The 13,132-nt window shown below is 72.8% G+C and carries 11 protein-coding genes; 3 read left to right on the forward strand and 8 right to left on the reverse strand.

Going from position 1 to position 13,132, the window contains the following annotated elements:
• Position 1: 1 nt before the first annotated feature.
• Positions 2-949 (forward strand): regulatory protein RecX, encoded by a 948-nt coding sequence (locus H9640_RS10395; protein WP_225226999.1) that lies wholly within the window; start codon positions 2-4, stop codon positions 947-949.
• A 126-nt stretch (positions 950-1,075) separates the two neighbouring features.
• Here the strand turns inward: H9640_RS10395 and H9640_RS10400 are convergent, their stop codons facing one another.
• The 4 genes from H9640_RS10400 to H9640_RS10415 form a co-directional block, all read right to left on the reverse strand.
• Entirely contained in the window at positions 1,076-1,984 is a 909-nt protein-coding gene (locus H9640_RS10400) for an amino acid ABC transporter permease (protein WP_191790635.1), read from the reverse strand.
• Positions 1,981-2,670, reverse strand: coding sequence for an amino acid ABC transporter permease (locus tag H9640_RS10405; RefSeq protein WP_030150550.1), 690 nt, complete (start codon positions 2,668-2,670; stop codon positions 1,981-1,983). Before H9640_RS10405 ends, H9640_RS10400 begins: the two co-directional genes overlap by 4 nt.
• Positions 2,671-2,834: 164 nt before the next feature.
• On the reverse strand, positions 2,835-3,695 hold the full coding sequence (locus tag H9640_RS10410) for a glutamate ABC transporter substrate-binding protein (protein ID WP_191790636.1): 861 nt from the start codon (positions 3,693-3,695) through the stop codon (positions 2,835-2,837).
• 226 nt (positions 3,696-3,921) lie between these two features.
• Positions 3,922-4,755 carry an amino acid ABC transporter ATP-binding protein gene (locus tag H9640_RS10415; RefSeq protein ID WP_191790637.1) on the reverse strand — a complete coding sequence of 278 codons (834 nt, stop codon included), beginning with the start codon at positions 4,753-4,755 and terminating at the stop codon, positions 3,922-3,924.
• 278 nt (positions 4,756-5,033) lie between these two features.
• On the opposite strand from H9640_RS10415, the gene miaB reads away from it, so the two are divergent.
• On the forward strand, positions 5,034-6,602 hold the full coding sequence (gene miaB, locus H9640_RS10420; protein ID WP_225227038.1) for a tRNA (N6-isopentenyl adenosine(37)-C2)-methylthiotransferase MiaB: 1,569 nt from the start codon (positions 5,034-5,036) through the stop codon (positions 6,600-6,602).
• Positions 6,603-6,648: 46 nt separating this feature from the next.
• On the opposite strand, the gene H9640_RS10425 is transcribed toward miaB, so the two are convergent.
• Both H9640_RS10425 and H9640_RS10430 read right to left on the reverse strand, forming a co-directional pair.
• Positions 6,649-7,152 carry a type III secretion system chaperone family protein gene (locus H9640_RS10425; protein WP_191790639.1) on the reverse strand — a complete coding sequence of 168 codons (504 nt, stop codon included), beginning with the start codon at positions 7,150-7,152 and terminating at the stop codon, positions 6,649-6,651.
• A complete protein-coding gene (locus tag H9640_RS10430; RefSeq protein WP_225227000.1) occupies positions 7,149-7,793 on the reverse strand; it encodes a type III secretion system chaperone family protein in 645 nt (214 codons plus the stop codon). Before H9640_RS10430 ends, H9640_RS10425 begins: the two co-directional genes overlap by 4 nt.
• Positions 7,794-7,852: 59 nt before the next feature.
• On the opposite strand from H9640_RS10430, the gene H9640_RS10435 reads away from it, so the two are divergent.
• Positions 7,853-8,521 carry a hypothetical protein gene (locus H9640_RS10435; RefSeq protein WP_191790640.1) on the forward strand — a complete coding sequence of 223 codons (669 nt, stop codon included), beginning with the start codon at positions 7,853-7,855 and terminating at the stop codon, positions 8,519-8,521.
• A 142-nt stretch (positions 8,522-8,663) separates the two neighbouring features.
• On the opposite strand, the gene H9640_RS19135 is transcribed toward H9640_RS10435, so the two are convergent.
• Complete coding sequence (locus H9640_RS19135) at positions 8,664-12,602, reverse strand: HSP90 family protein (RefSeq protein ID WP_318243731.1); 3,939 nt, start codon at positions 12,600-12,602, stop codon at positions 8,664-8,666.
• A complete protein-coding gene (locus H9640_RS10450) occupies positions 12,599-13,099 on the reverse strand; it encodes a type III secretion system chaperone family protein (protein ID WP_191790642.1) in 501 nt (166 codons plus the stop codon). Before H9640_RS10450 ends, H9640_RS19135 begins: the two co-directional genes overlap by 4 nt.
• Between the last annotated feature and the right edge of the window lie 33 nt (positions 13,100-13,132).

Genomic DNA, 13,132 nt, shown 5'->3' on the forward strand with positions numbered 1-13,132 from the left:
CATGCCCGAGTGGGCGCGTCCCCTTCCCGGTGAGGAGGGGGACGCGCCCGTCGGTGCTTCCGGCGCAGGGGCTGGGGGACGTGGTGCGGAGGGGAGCCCGTCGCCTGCGCGCGGTGCACGATCGCGCCGAACGGACGGCGGCCGTCCCGTCGGCGACGGGGGCGCGTCGGCTGCGTCCGGGTCCGGGGCGAGCCGGCTCGGCGCGGGCGGCTCCTCGCGGTCGCGGGACGGGAGCGGCGGGTCGTCGGGGCGTGGTGGGTTCGGGCAGCGCAGCTCGTCCGGCTTCGGCAGCAGCGGGCTGAGCGGCGGGTTCGGCTCGACGTCCTCGCAACGGAGCACGGGCGGGGGGCGCCGCAAGGAGTACTCGGGGGAGCGCAAGGAGCGCAAGCCCCGGCCCACGGTCGCCGACCGCATCGAGTCGGGGGCGCTCGCCGGTGCCGAGCTCACCGAGCACGCGCGCGAGGCGATCCTGCGGACCTTGACCGCAGCCCCCAAGAGCAGGCGCCAGCTCATGGACGCCATGACCCGCAAGGGATACCCGCCCGAGGTCCTCGAACCGATCCTCGAACGCTTCGAGGAGGTCGGCCTCGTCGACGACGCCGAGTACGCCGGGATGATCGTCCGTACGCGGCACAACGAGCGTGGGCTCTCACGCCGCGCCATCGCCCAGGAGCTGCGGCGCAAGGGCATCGACGACGACACCGCGACCGGCGCCCTCGACCAGGTCGACGAGGACGACGAGGCCGACGCCGCCCGCGACCTGGTGCGCCGGCGTCTCGCTCGCACGACCGGGCTCGACCGCGACGTCCGCACCCGACGAATCGTCGGGATGCTCGCCCGGAAGGGGTACAGCCCCTCGCTCGCGCTCGGTCTGATCCGTGAGGAGCTGGCCCGCGAGGGAGAGTCGTCGGACGAGGACGAGCCCTTCGGCGGGTTCGACGACCTCTGAGGGTGAGCGCCGTCGTCGGGCCGCTTTCCTGAGCGCTGCGACCGAGCACACGCCCTGACGCGAGCCAGCCGTCCCGGCCCGTGGTGGGCCGCGACGGCTGGCTCGCGTTCGCGCCGGGGCGGGCGCCTACTTCGGTGCAGACGGGACGACGGGAGCCGTGCCCACCGGGGCCGCACCGCGCGCCCCGACCGCGAGGCCAGGGGTCGCCGCCCGGACGGGCCCTGCGGTACGCCCCTTGAGGCGACGCGCGAGGATCTCGGCGACCTTCGACAGGACGTAGTTGATCGTGATGAACAGGATCGCCGCGACGAGCAGCGACTGGAGGATGTTGCCGTAGGCCGATCCCAGCCGGCGCGACTCCTGGAGCAGCTCGGTGTACGTGATGATGTAGCCCAGCGCGGTGTCCTTGAGGACCACGACGAGCTGGGAGACGAGCGCCGGGAGCATCGCGATCAGCGCCTGCGGCACCTCGACCGACCGGAGCGACTGGCCTCGCGTGAGGCCGACCGCGAGAGCCGCCTCGCGCTGGCCAGTGGGCAGCCCGTACACGCCCGAGCGGACCAGCTCCGCGACCACCGAGCCGTTGTAGAGGATCAGGGCGATCACGACAGCCCAGAAGGGGGCGTCGGGCACCGTGAGCTGGGCCAGGAAGAGCCAGAAGAAGATCATCATGAGCAGCACCGGGACGGCGCGGAAGAACTCGACGACCAGCCCCGCGAGCCATCGGACGAGCCGGACCGACGAGAGCCGCCCGATGCCGAACAGCAGGCCGAAGACGATCGCCCCCACGATCGCCACGCCCGCGGCGCGCAAGGTGTCGACGAGGCCCGGGAGATAGAAGTTCTCCCACGCGTCGGCCGTGAAGATCGGCTGCCACTTCTCGGCGGTCAGCTGTCCCTCACGACCCAGCAGGACCAGGGCGTAGGCCGCGATCCCCGCGACCACGACCGCGCCGACCACGTTGCCGACCACGATGGTCCGGCGCCCCCGGGGGCCCGGGGCGTCGAACAGGACCGTCTGCTGCTGCGCGCTCATCGCTTCACCGCCAGGCGGCGGGACAGTGCCGTCGTCGCGAGGCCCACCGGGATCACGAGGATCACGTAGCCGATCGCGAACGTCAGGAAGATCGCGATGATGACGTCGGAGTCGAACTCGATCATGGTCTTCATGAGGCTGGAGGTCTCCGTCGCGACACCGGCCGCGGCGGCCACGGTCGAGTTCTTGATGAGGGCGATGAGCACGTTGCCGAGCGGGGCGACCGACCCGCGGAACGCCTGCGGCAGGATGACGATCCGCGCGGCGGGCAGGAACGACAGGCCGATCGCGCGCGCCGCCTCGGCCTGACCGATCGGCACGGTGTTCACGCCCGAGCGGATCGCCTCGCACACGAACGCCGCGTGGTAGACCGCCAGGCCGAGCACGGCGAAGCGGAAGAAGTTCGACGGGAAGTCGTCGGCGAGCTGGATCTTGAGCTGACCCCAGACCCCGAGGGTCAGGAAGACCATGATGATCGTCAGCGGGGTGTTGCGGAACAGCGTGACGTACGTGGCGCCTGCCCACTGCAGGCTCGGGATCGGGGAGATCCGCATGAGCGCGAGCACCGTGCCGATGACGAGCGCGAGGATCGCCGCCCAGAACGTGAGCTGGATGTTGACCCAGAACGCGCCCAGCACGTCGTAGGACTCGAAGAGTCGCAGGAACTGAGAGAGGTAGTCACCCACTACGGGTCACCCTTCGCGAGGTGCGGCGCGTGCGCCGCACGGGACCGGACAGGGACGGGTGCCGGGGCGGGGCGCCCCCCCGGGTTTTGCCGCCGGCGCCGCGGGCGGCGGGGGCGGGGCGGGGCCGGCGCCTGGGGCGCGGACCCGGCCCGGCAGCGGACCTGTCAGGCGCAGGCGTCCGGCGTCGGCGGGTTCTCCGAGGCGTTCGGGGTGTACCCGGTGCCCTCGGTGTTGGCCGTGATGGCCTCCTCCCACGAGCCGTCGTCGATCATCTCGGTGATCGCGGCGTTGATGTCCTCGCACTTGTCGCTGCTCTGCGGGATCCCGACGCCGTAGAGCTCGGTCGAGAACGGCGCCCCGACGACCTTGACCTTGCCCTTGTTCGCGGGCTGCGCCGCGAGACCGGCCAGGATGATGTCGTCCGTGGTGACCGCGTCGACCTGGCCCGAGAGCAGAGCCGTGACGCACTCGGCGTAGCCCGGCTGCTCGAGGAGCTGGACTCCCGCGGCGTACTCGTCCTTGATCCGCTGGGCCGACGTCGAGCCCGTGACCGAGCAGAGGTTCTTGCCCTCGAGGTCCTCGGGTCCCTTGATGTCGGTGTTGTCCTCGGCGACGAGCAGGTCCTGCCCGGCGACGAAGTACGGGCCGGCGAACGCAACCGTCTCCTTGCGCTTGTCGGTGATCGAGTAGGTCGCGAAGATCATGTCGACCTGGTCGGTGCTCAGCAGCGTCTCGCGCTGGGCAGACGGTGCTTCCTTCCACTCGATCTGGTCCTCGGAGTAGCCGAGCTTCTCGGCGACGTAGCGAGCGACGTCGGTGTCGAACCCCGTGTAGGTGTCGCCCTCCTTGAAGCCGAGGCCGGGCTGGTCGAACTTGATGCCGATCGTGATCTTCTCTCCGCCGGCGCTGGCGGACGAGCCCTCGGTCGAGCCGCCGCCGTCGTCGCTGCCCCCGCACGCGCTCAGGGCGAGTGCGGCGGTCGCGGCGAGTGCGACGAGTCCTCCGGTACGGGTGCGTGTGCGCATGGTGTCTTCCCCTTCGTCGGTGCCGGGCCGTCACGGGAGTCCTGGTGGTCACCCGCTGCGGCCGGCGGTCGGTGCCGGTCGAGCTGTTCGGTTGCTGCAGGTGGGCCGGGCTCGTCGGTGAGCCCGGGGACCGTGGGGCGTGCGTGCTGCTGGGGACTGCTGGTCGAGAGACCGGGTAGTGGGGCTGGTCGGGCGGACGCGTCGGTGCGTCCGCGGTGCGAGGGTGTCAGTGGGTCAGGATCTTGGACAGGAAGTCCTGGGCGCGGTGGCTCTTCGGGTTCGTGAAGAACTCCTCGGGCGGTGCCTCCTCGACGATCTGGCCGTCCGCCATGAACACCACGCGGTGGGCGGCCTTGCGGGCGAAGCCCATCTCGTGGGTCACGACGATCATGGTCATGCCCTCCTTGGCGAGGGCGACCATGACGTCCAGGACCTCGTTGATCATCTCGGGGTCCAGCGCCGAGGTCGGCTCGTCGAAGAGCATGACCTTGGGGTGCATGGCCAGGGCCCGCGCGATGGCCACGCGCTGCTGCTGCCCACCCGAGAGCTGGGCCGGCATCTTGTCGGCCTGGTTGCCGATCCCGACGCGGTCGAGCAGCGCCAGGGCCTCCTTCTTGGCCTCCGCGGGCTTGGTCCGACGGACCTTCACCGGCCCGAGCGTCACGTTGTCGAGGATGGTCTTGTGGGCGAAGAGGTTGAACGACTGGAACACCATGCCGACGTCGGCTCGGAGCCTGGCGAGGTCCTTGCCCTCCTCCGGCAGCGGCTGTCCGTCGATCGCGATCGTGCCGGTGTCGATGGTCTCGAGCCGGTTGATGGCGCGGCACAGCGTGGACTTTCCCGAGCCCGAGGGGCCGATCACGACGAGCACCTCGCCGCGCCGGACCGTGAGGTCGATGTCCTGCAGGACGTGGAGGTCCCCGAAGTGCTTGTTGACCCCGTGGAGCTCGACGAGCGGAGCTCCGAGCTCGTCGTCACGCGAGGGCGCGTCGGGTGGTGGCGAAGGTGCGGTGGGCGACGCGTCGGGAGCGTCGCTCGGGGTGGTCGGTTGCGCGTCCATTTCATGAACCTAGGGGGCTTTTGTTGCGCACGCCACTGTTTCCGGCAACAGTTCGGCAACGGACGGGCAACAGATGCCCGGCTGGCGGCGAAAGAGAGTTTCGGTCCGGTGCCTGGCGCGCCGTACCCTTGACGGTGATGTTCTCCACCGCCCTCCGCCCCGAAGACAGCCCCGCAGCGGGTCCCGCCGACGTGCTCGCGGTCGACCCGCCGGGGGCCGTCGAGCCCGCAGCCGCGGATCCCGGCGGAGAGGTGCCCGCTGCGGCGCAGCGGACCTACATGGTCCGCACGCTCGGCTGCCAGATGAACGTCCACGACTCCGAGCACATGGCGGGCATGCTCGAGCAGGCCGGGTACACGCGGGCCGAGGCTGCCGACGAGGCCGCGCACCGCGCCGACGTCGTCGTCATCAACACGTGCGCGGTCCGGGAGAACGCGGCCACGCGCCTGTACGGCAACCTGGGTCAGCTCGCGTCGATCAAGGCCAAGCGGCCGGGAATGCAGATCGCGGTCGGTGGCTGCCTCGCGCAGAAGGACCGGTCGGGGATCGTCGAGAAGGCGCCGTGGGTCGACGTCGTGTTCGGCACGCACAACCTCGACGCGCTGCCCGTGCTCCTGGAGCGCGCCCGGCACAACGAGGCCGCGCAGGTCGAGATCGCCGAGTCGCTCCAGATCTTCCCCTCGACCCTGCCGACCAAGCGCGAGTCCGTGTACGCGGGCTGGGTGTCGATCAGCGTCGGCTGCAACAACACGTGCACGTTCTGCATCGTGCCGCACCTGCGCGGCAAGGAGCGCGACCGGCGACCGGGCCAGGTCCTGGCCGAGGTCCAGGCGCTCGTCGACCAGGGCGCGATCGAGGTGACCCTGCTCGGGCAGAACGTCAACAGCTACGGCGTCGAGTTCGGCGACCGCGGCGCGTTCGCCAAGCTCCTGCGTGCGTGCGGCGAGATCGAGGGGCTCGAGCGCGTGCGCTTCACGTCCCCGCACCCGGCCGCCTTCACGGACGACGTCATCGCGGCCATGGCCGAGACCCCCAACGTCATGCCCCAGCTCCACATGCCGCTCCAGGCCGGGTCCGACCGCGTCCTGCGGGCCATGCGCCGCTCCTACCGGTCGGAGAAGTTCCTCGGGATCCTCGACCGGGTGCGGGCTGCCATGCCCGACGCGTCGATCACCACGGACCTCATCGTGGGCTTCCCCGGGGAGACCGAGGAGGACTTCGCCGAGACCCTGCGGGTCGTCGAGGCCTCACGCTTCTCCTCGGCCTTCACGTTCCAGTACTCGCAGCGCCCGGGGACCCCCGCGGCCACGCTCCCGGACCAGCTGCCCAAGGAGGTCGTGCAGGAGCGCTACGAGCGTCTCCAGGCGCTCCAGGACCGGGTCAGCGCCGAGGAGTCGGCCCGGCAGGTCGGTCGCACGGTCGAGGTCCTCGTGGCCGAGGGCTCGGGGCGCAAGGACGGTGCGACGCACCGTCTGACGGGTCGTGCCGCGGACAACCGTCTGGTCCATCTCGCCGTCCCGGACGAGGTCGTCGCGCTCATGGCCGGACGCTCCGACGCCGACGTCACGGCCGACGACCCGCGCCTCGCCGACGACCTGGACCCTCGGCTGCCCCGCCCCGGCGACATGGTCACGGTCGAGGTCACACGCTCCGCGCCGTACCACCTCGTCGCGGACTCGGTGCTCGACGGCGGCGTCTACGCGGTGCGCCGCACGCGCTCGGGCGACGCCTGGGTCGCGCGCGAGAAGACGCGCCTCGGTGGCGGCGACGACCACGGTCACTCGCACGGAGCGCCTGCGGCGGGCGGGCCCGTGAGCCTCGGCCTGCCGAGCCTGCGCCGCCCCTGAGCCGCCCCCCAGAGCTCGCGGGGACCCGGCAGCGGCGCACCCGGGCTCAGGTCGGCGGGAGCTGGCCGCCGATCGTCCCGAAGAGCTGTACCGCGGTGCCCAGCCCGCACGACACGATCTGGCCGAGCTGGTCGTCGGTCGCGCCCTGCTCGAGGTCGACCGACACCTCGGCGTAGACCGCGAGCCCCTGGCTCTCCTCACGGACGTAGACCTTGGGCCAGATGCGCTCGCGGTTCCAGTCGTTGACGGACTGCAGGAGAGCGAGCCGGGCCGTCACGGGCACCGTCGTCGACCAGCGTCCGCGGACCTGGAGGATCTCCTGGTGGTCGCCCAGGAGCAGGAACCAGAACCGGTTCCCGTCCCACGTGCCCGTGACGTCGCCGTCGTCGTCGATGCGGAAGTGGTAGCCGCGCCGCGACAGGTAGTCGCCGATGCGGCGGGTGGACAGCGGTGAGGGCACCTCGGCGTCGACGGGCACGTCCTCGACGGGCTTGGGCCGGTGGTTGCCGAACAGGCGCGCGAGCCAGCTCGTCCGGGGGGCGGGGCTCACGGTGCCGACCTCGCGGGGTCGGGGTAGAACTCGTCGAGGGCGTCGAAGAACATCGACCCCGTCGACAGGCCGCACTGCAGGAGCTGGTCGAGCTGGTCGTCGTTCACACCGTGCTCGAGGTCGACCGTGACCTCGGTGAACACGTGGACCATGCCGTTGTCGCGCACGCGCGTGTACGCCTTGGGCCAGATGCGGTCCGCGTTCCACTCGTTGCAGAACTCGAGGATCTCCTCGAGGCGCTCGATCGTGATGTCCCGGTTCCACTGGCCGCGGACCTGGAGGATCTCGTGGTGGGAGCCGAACAGCAGGAAGTAGAACAGCCGCCCGTGCCACAGCCCGCCCACGTCGCCCTCGGCGTCGATGAAGTAGCTGTACCCGGCGTCGGCGATCCACTCGAGGACGCGGGCGCGGTGCAGGGGGGTGGGGATCTTGTCGTGCTCGATGTCGGCGATCATGGTGCCGCCGAGCTCGCGGAGCAGGAGGCTCTCGACCGAGGCGTGCAGCGCGGCGTCGTCGAGCGGGGTGCCGGACGTCCCGCCGGCCTCGTCCCAGGCGTGCTCGTCGGGAGCGTCCTTCCTGCCCTGGTCGCCCGAGTCGTCTCGTCCTGCCTGGTGTCCCCGTCTGCCGCCGAAGAACCTCATGGGCCCACCCTACCCGCGCCCGCTGGGGATCGTCCTGCTCGCGGGGTAGCGTGGCGCGCGTGATCGTTCGCGCCGTCGCCCTGCCCGGTACCCCGTTGCTCGTCCCGGGCGTCGCGGGCGCCGCCGAGGTCCTCGCCGAGTCCCGCGCCCAGGCGCTCGACGCGCTCCGCGAGCTCGTGCAGGGCGCGCGGCGCGTCGTCGTCCTGGACTGCGGGGCTCGCCGGGCGGGGGACCGGCGAGGCGAGATGCGTCCAGGTCTGGAGGCGGCCGGGGTCGACCCGCGCTGGTGGGGCTGGGCCCCGCGAGCATCGGCCGCCGCGCTGCCCGTCGCGGGAGTCCCTGCCTCGGTCGCTCTCCTGGCCCTCGCCGCGGCGGGCTGGGAGGGCCCGGTCGAGGTCGTCGAGCTCGGCGCCGCGCCCGCCGCGGCCGCCGTCGGGCTCGTGCGCGACGTCCTGGCGGAGCCGGGCACCGGACTGGTCGTCGTCACCGGTGCGCGGTCCCCGCTGCCCGACGGCGCCGCGTACCCTGCGAGCGCGGGTGCGGCAGGCGGTTCCGCCGGGGGCGCGAGCGTGGCGGGCGGCACGGCAGAGGACGCGGTGCTCCGCGCGCTCGGCGAGGCCTGGGACCGCGAGGCCCGGCACGCGACGGGGGAGTACGAGGGACGCCTCTACGAGGTCGTGAGATTCCGGGTCCCCGCGGACGAGCAGGTCGCTACCGTGCCCCGGTGACCACTCCGCTGCGCGTCGTCCAGGGCGCAGCGGCACGCCGCGCAGGCGTCAGGCCGACGTGAACGCGTCCCCGGAGGCGCACCCGTGCGACGCACAGGTGTGCCGACCCGTCCGGGACGACCGGACCGGTCGGCACACCGGGTCAGCGGCGGCTGACCGCGTCCGCCACCTGGCCTGCCTCGTCGTCACGACCCAGGCGGCGCAGGGCACCGACCAGCTCGTTGCCCACGAGCGCGCGAGAGGCCTGGTCGTGCGCGAGCCGGAAGCCGTCGAGAGCCGACTCGAGCGCGAGGACCGCGCTCTCGACGTCGCCCGCGTCGACACGCGTGGTCCCGGCCAGCCAGAACGCGTGCGCCGCGCCGCCCAGGTCGCCCGCGCGGGCGTACTCCTCGGCGACGGCCTCGGCGGCCGAGGACGCACGGTCGTGCTCGCCGAGCGTGGCCAGGAGCCGGGCTCGCGTGTCGAGGAGCTCGCGGCGCTCGCGGGCGGCCCGCTCCTCCTCCGCCGCGGCGACCGCTCCGTCCGCAGGGCCGGTCCCGACGCCGGCGACCGCGGTGCCCGCAGTGCCCGCGACGCCTGCGACGCCTGCTGAGCCCCCCGAGGTCCCGTCGACGACCGCGTCACCGGCCTCCGCAAGAGCCCTGTCGACGGCCGCGAGGCCCGCGGCCGCGGCACCCGCCCGCGCGGTGAGCCGGGCGTAGGCCCGTACGACCGGCCCCCGGTACGTGGGCCCGACGCCACCCGCACGCAGGAGCGCCACGGCGCGAGGGAAGGCCGCGAGGGCGCCCTCGACGTCCTGCTCGTCCGCCGCGAGCTGCGCGGCCTCGGCCAGCGCGAAGCCCGCCTCGTCGAGCGCGCCCTCGGCCTCGAGCAGTGCGGCGGCCTCCTGGTACAGGCCGGCGGCCCCCGCTGGGTCCTCGGACCTGACGTCCTCGGCCTGGGCCACGAGCGCCTGCGCGTCACCGGCCCGCGCGTCGTCGTCCTCGGAGGTGATCGCGGTGCTCGCGGTGAAGGCCGAGATGTCGGCGGGTCCGCCCGTCGCGGGGGCGGGCTCGGTGCTCCTCACCGGGGCCGCGGAGGTCCGGCTCGTCGCCGGGACGGGCGCGTCGGCCTGCGTGGTGCCGAGCACGCTCAGGCTCACGGGCAGGAGCGTGGCGGCGCTCGCCCACACCTCCTCGGTGCGTCGCGTCGTCGCGTCGGTGCCGTTGCGGGCGTCGAACGCGGCGGCGATCTCGCGGGCCTCGGTGCGCACCCAGGCGTCGAGCCCGGCGACCGTGGTCACCGGGACCTCGCGCAGGGCCACCCGGCGCTCGCCGTGCTCCGCCACGAGGATCGACGTCGCGGTCCCGACGCTGAGGAGGAACGACCAGCGGCCCCGCGGGGAGTCCGCCGTCACGAGGTGCTCCTGCTGCTCCACGATCCGGGTCAGGGCGCGCTCGACGTTGCCCGTCCGTGCGAGGAACTCGATGTGACGGCCCTGCGGCCCCTCCATCGAGACCCCGTTGTCGAGGTGCCGCAGGCCCCTGCGGTGGGTCGCGGCCGCCTTGTCGGCGTCACCCGTCTCGAGGTAGGCGAGCTGGAGCCGGGAGAGCATGTCGCCCGGCTCGGTCGCGCACTCGGGCGAGCCCGCGAGGACGTGCTCCAGGAGACGGATGCCCTCGTCCAGGCGCCCGGCGTCGAACAGGTAGGCGGCGCGGTCGCCCGGTTCGCACGCCTCGCACTGCGAGAAGTCGTCCCGGGGGGTCGCGACCCACGCCTCGTACGCCGTCGCGGTGTCCTGCGTCCCGCGGGCACGAGCCCACTGGAAGCGAGACATCGTCACGGCGTTCATGCCGTTGCCCGCCACCGCGTACCGGCGCTCCATGTCGTCGAGCGTCCGCTCGATCTGCGCGGCCGGGACGGCGGGGAAGTCCATGAGGTTGCCGACCATCCACTTGAACGACCAGAACAGCGAGTGCGTGTCCTGCTCGTCGAAGTGCTCGGGGTGCTCGTCCCACCACCGCAGGAGCTGGGTGAAGGGCAGGTACGCCTTGGTGACCTCGTTGCCCCACACGTAGGACTCGACCAGCACGAACAGTGCGTACGCGCGGGCCTCGGCGGGGCCCTCGGCCGTGATCCGTTCGAGCTCTGCGGCGGCGGTGGTGCTCCGGGCGATGCCGTAGGGCATCTCGCGGACGTGGAACAGCGCTTCGTTGGCCTCGTGGACCGAGCGGGTCATCGGTTCTCCTCCAGGTGGGTCGTGCCGGGGCGCAGCGCACGGTCGAGCAGGACGCCGAGCGAGCCGTTCATGAGGGTGGCCTCGGAGGCCCGCAGGGGCCTGCCGGACAGCAGCAGGGCGGTGACGTACAGGGACTGGGCGCCGGCCTCGAGGACCTGCGGGTCCGTCGTCGCGAGCAGCGACCTGACGGTCTCGTTGGTGTCGTTGAGCACGAGCCGCCGGGAACGGGCCGGACCCGTGAGCCCGGCGAGGACCTGGCCCCAGACGTCGTCCGCCGCGTCCGCGGTGGCCTGCGCCTCGCGCTCGTGGTCGCCGTCCCGGTCGTGCAGGAGCATCGCGGGCAGGGCCGAGGGCTCGAACGCGCGCACGATCGCCTCGCAGTCGTGCGGTGCGAGCGCACCGTCGACGGCCCGGACGGCGTCGGCGACCTCCAGCTCGCGCAGCGGGTCGACCTCCAGGAGCGCCTGCGTACCCGCCGTTGACGAGCCCGAGCCCCTGGGCCGCCGCGACCGGCGCGACGCGCCGGAACTCCTCGACGCTCGGGGTCCACAGGAGGCGGGCCCCCTCGGGCAGGGTGGCGGCCAGGTCCGTGAGCGTGCCCGTCCCTTCGGTGGTCTCGAAGGGAAGGACCCGGGCCGCGAGGTCGAGCATGTCGTCGTCCTGGAGGGCGAGCGCCCGGACGGCGAGGTGGTGCACACGCAGGAACGCACGGCTCGTGGGGGAGTGCTCGGCCAGCGTGGCGAGCGCCCACGCCCGGACCTGGGCGCCGAGGGCCTCGCGCGTCGCGAGCAGCACCTCGTCCTCGTAGAGCCCCTCGCGCGACGCGGTGGGGCGCAGCGCGGAGGCGTCCAGGACACAGCGGACGAAGAAGGCCCACGGGGGCAGGAGGTCGTCGACCCGCGTCCCCAGGAGCATGCGCTTGAGGTACACGCGGTGGCTCGACGGGGTCGTGGGCGAGACCGCGGCGGGCAGGACGTACGCGACGCCGGTCAGGCCTGCGAGGGGCAGGTCGAGGTCGATGCGCGCGAGCGGCGTGAAGCCGAGCGTCTGCTCGGCGTACCGGGTCAGGGCCGCCTCGCGCTCGGCGGACGACGCGTGCTGTTCCTTCCACGGGAGGTCCTTGCCGCTGAGCCGGCGCCAGACCGTGGGGGAGTCGACACCCGTCGCAGGGGTGGCCTCCGCGGCGACCGGGTCGACCCCGGACCCGGGGGACCCGTCCGTACCGTCGGTCGGGTCCAGGTCGAGACGGACCTCGACCTGGAGGTCGACAGGGAGAAGCGACCCGAAGTCCTGCGCGAGCGCCGTGACGGTCTCCGGGGCGAGCCAGTGCTCCATGTCGCGGCGCGGACGCAGGCGGACGATGCTGCCCGGCCCTTCCGGGACCGCTGAGTCCTCGCCCAGCACCTCGGCCAGCTCGTAGCTGCCGTCGGCGAACCCGCGCCAGCGCACCGGAGCGGGGGCTGCGCCGTCGGGCAGGGGGCGCGCCGAGCGGGACGTGAGCTCGATCTCGTCGGCGACCATGAACGCGGACAGCAGTCCGATGCCGAACTGGCCCAGGAACTCCTCGCGGCCCGTGCCGAGCTCGACGTCGCGCTTGGAGCTGCGACCGATCGTGGCCAGCAGCTCGCCGGCCTCGGCGAGCGTCAGTCCCACCCCGGAGTCCGCGACCTCGAGCCCGCCGTCGGGCAGCGGCCGCAGCCGGATCGTCGCCGGGGCGTCCTCGCCAGCGAGCCCGCGTCGCGCGGTGATCGCGTCCACCCCGTTCTGCAGGAGCTCGCGCAGGTACACGCGCGGGCTCGAGTACAGGTGGCGTGCCAGCAGGTCGACGACCCCGTGCAGGTCGACCTGGAACGTGCTCGTCACAGCGGCAGGTCCTCGACGAAGACGTTCGCGTCGGCCGCGTCCGCGTCCGGGTCGGGGAAGCGCTCGTCGAGCTGCTCGAAGAACTGCAGCCCCGAGTACAGCCCGCACTCGACGAGCTGGCCGAGCTGGTCGTCCGCCGCGCCGTGCTCCAGGTCGGTCGACACCTCGGTGTAGACCGCCACGTGCTCGCCCTCGACGCGCGTGTACACCTTGGGCCAGATCCTGCTCTGGTTGAACTCGTTGGCGACCGAGGTCACCCGGGCCTCGTCGGCGACCGGGAGCGTGCGGTTCCACCGTCCGCGGACCTGCAGGATCTCGTCCTTGCTCCCCATCACGAAGAAGTAGAAGACGTTCCCGTCCCAGCCTCCGCCGAGGTCGCCGTCGTCGTCGACCCCGTAGTTCCAGCCCTTGCCCGCCAGGAAGGCCTCGACCCGGTCGCGCGACAGCGGAGCGTTGGGAGTCTGGGTCGTGTCGCCGGGCTTGGTGAAGTAGCTCATGTCTCGTTCCTCGTCGTCGGTTGCCGCTGCGGT

The organism is Oerskovia gallyi, from assembly GCF_014836745.1.
In the GTDB taxonomy this organism is placed as follows: Bacteria; Actinomycetota; Actinomycetes; order Actinomycetales; family Cellulomonadaceae; genus Oerskovia; species Oerskovia paurometabola.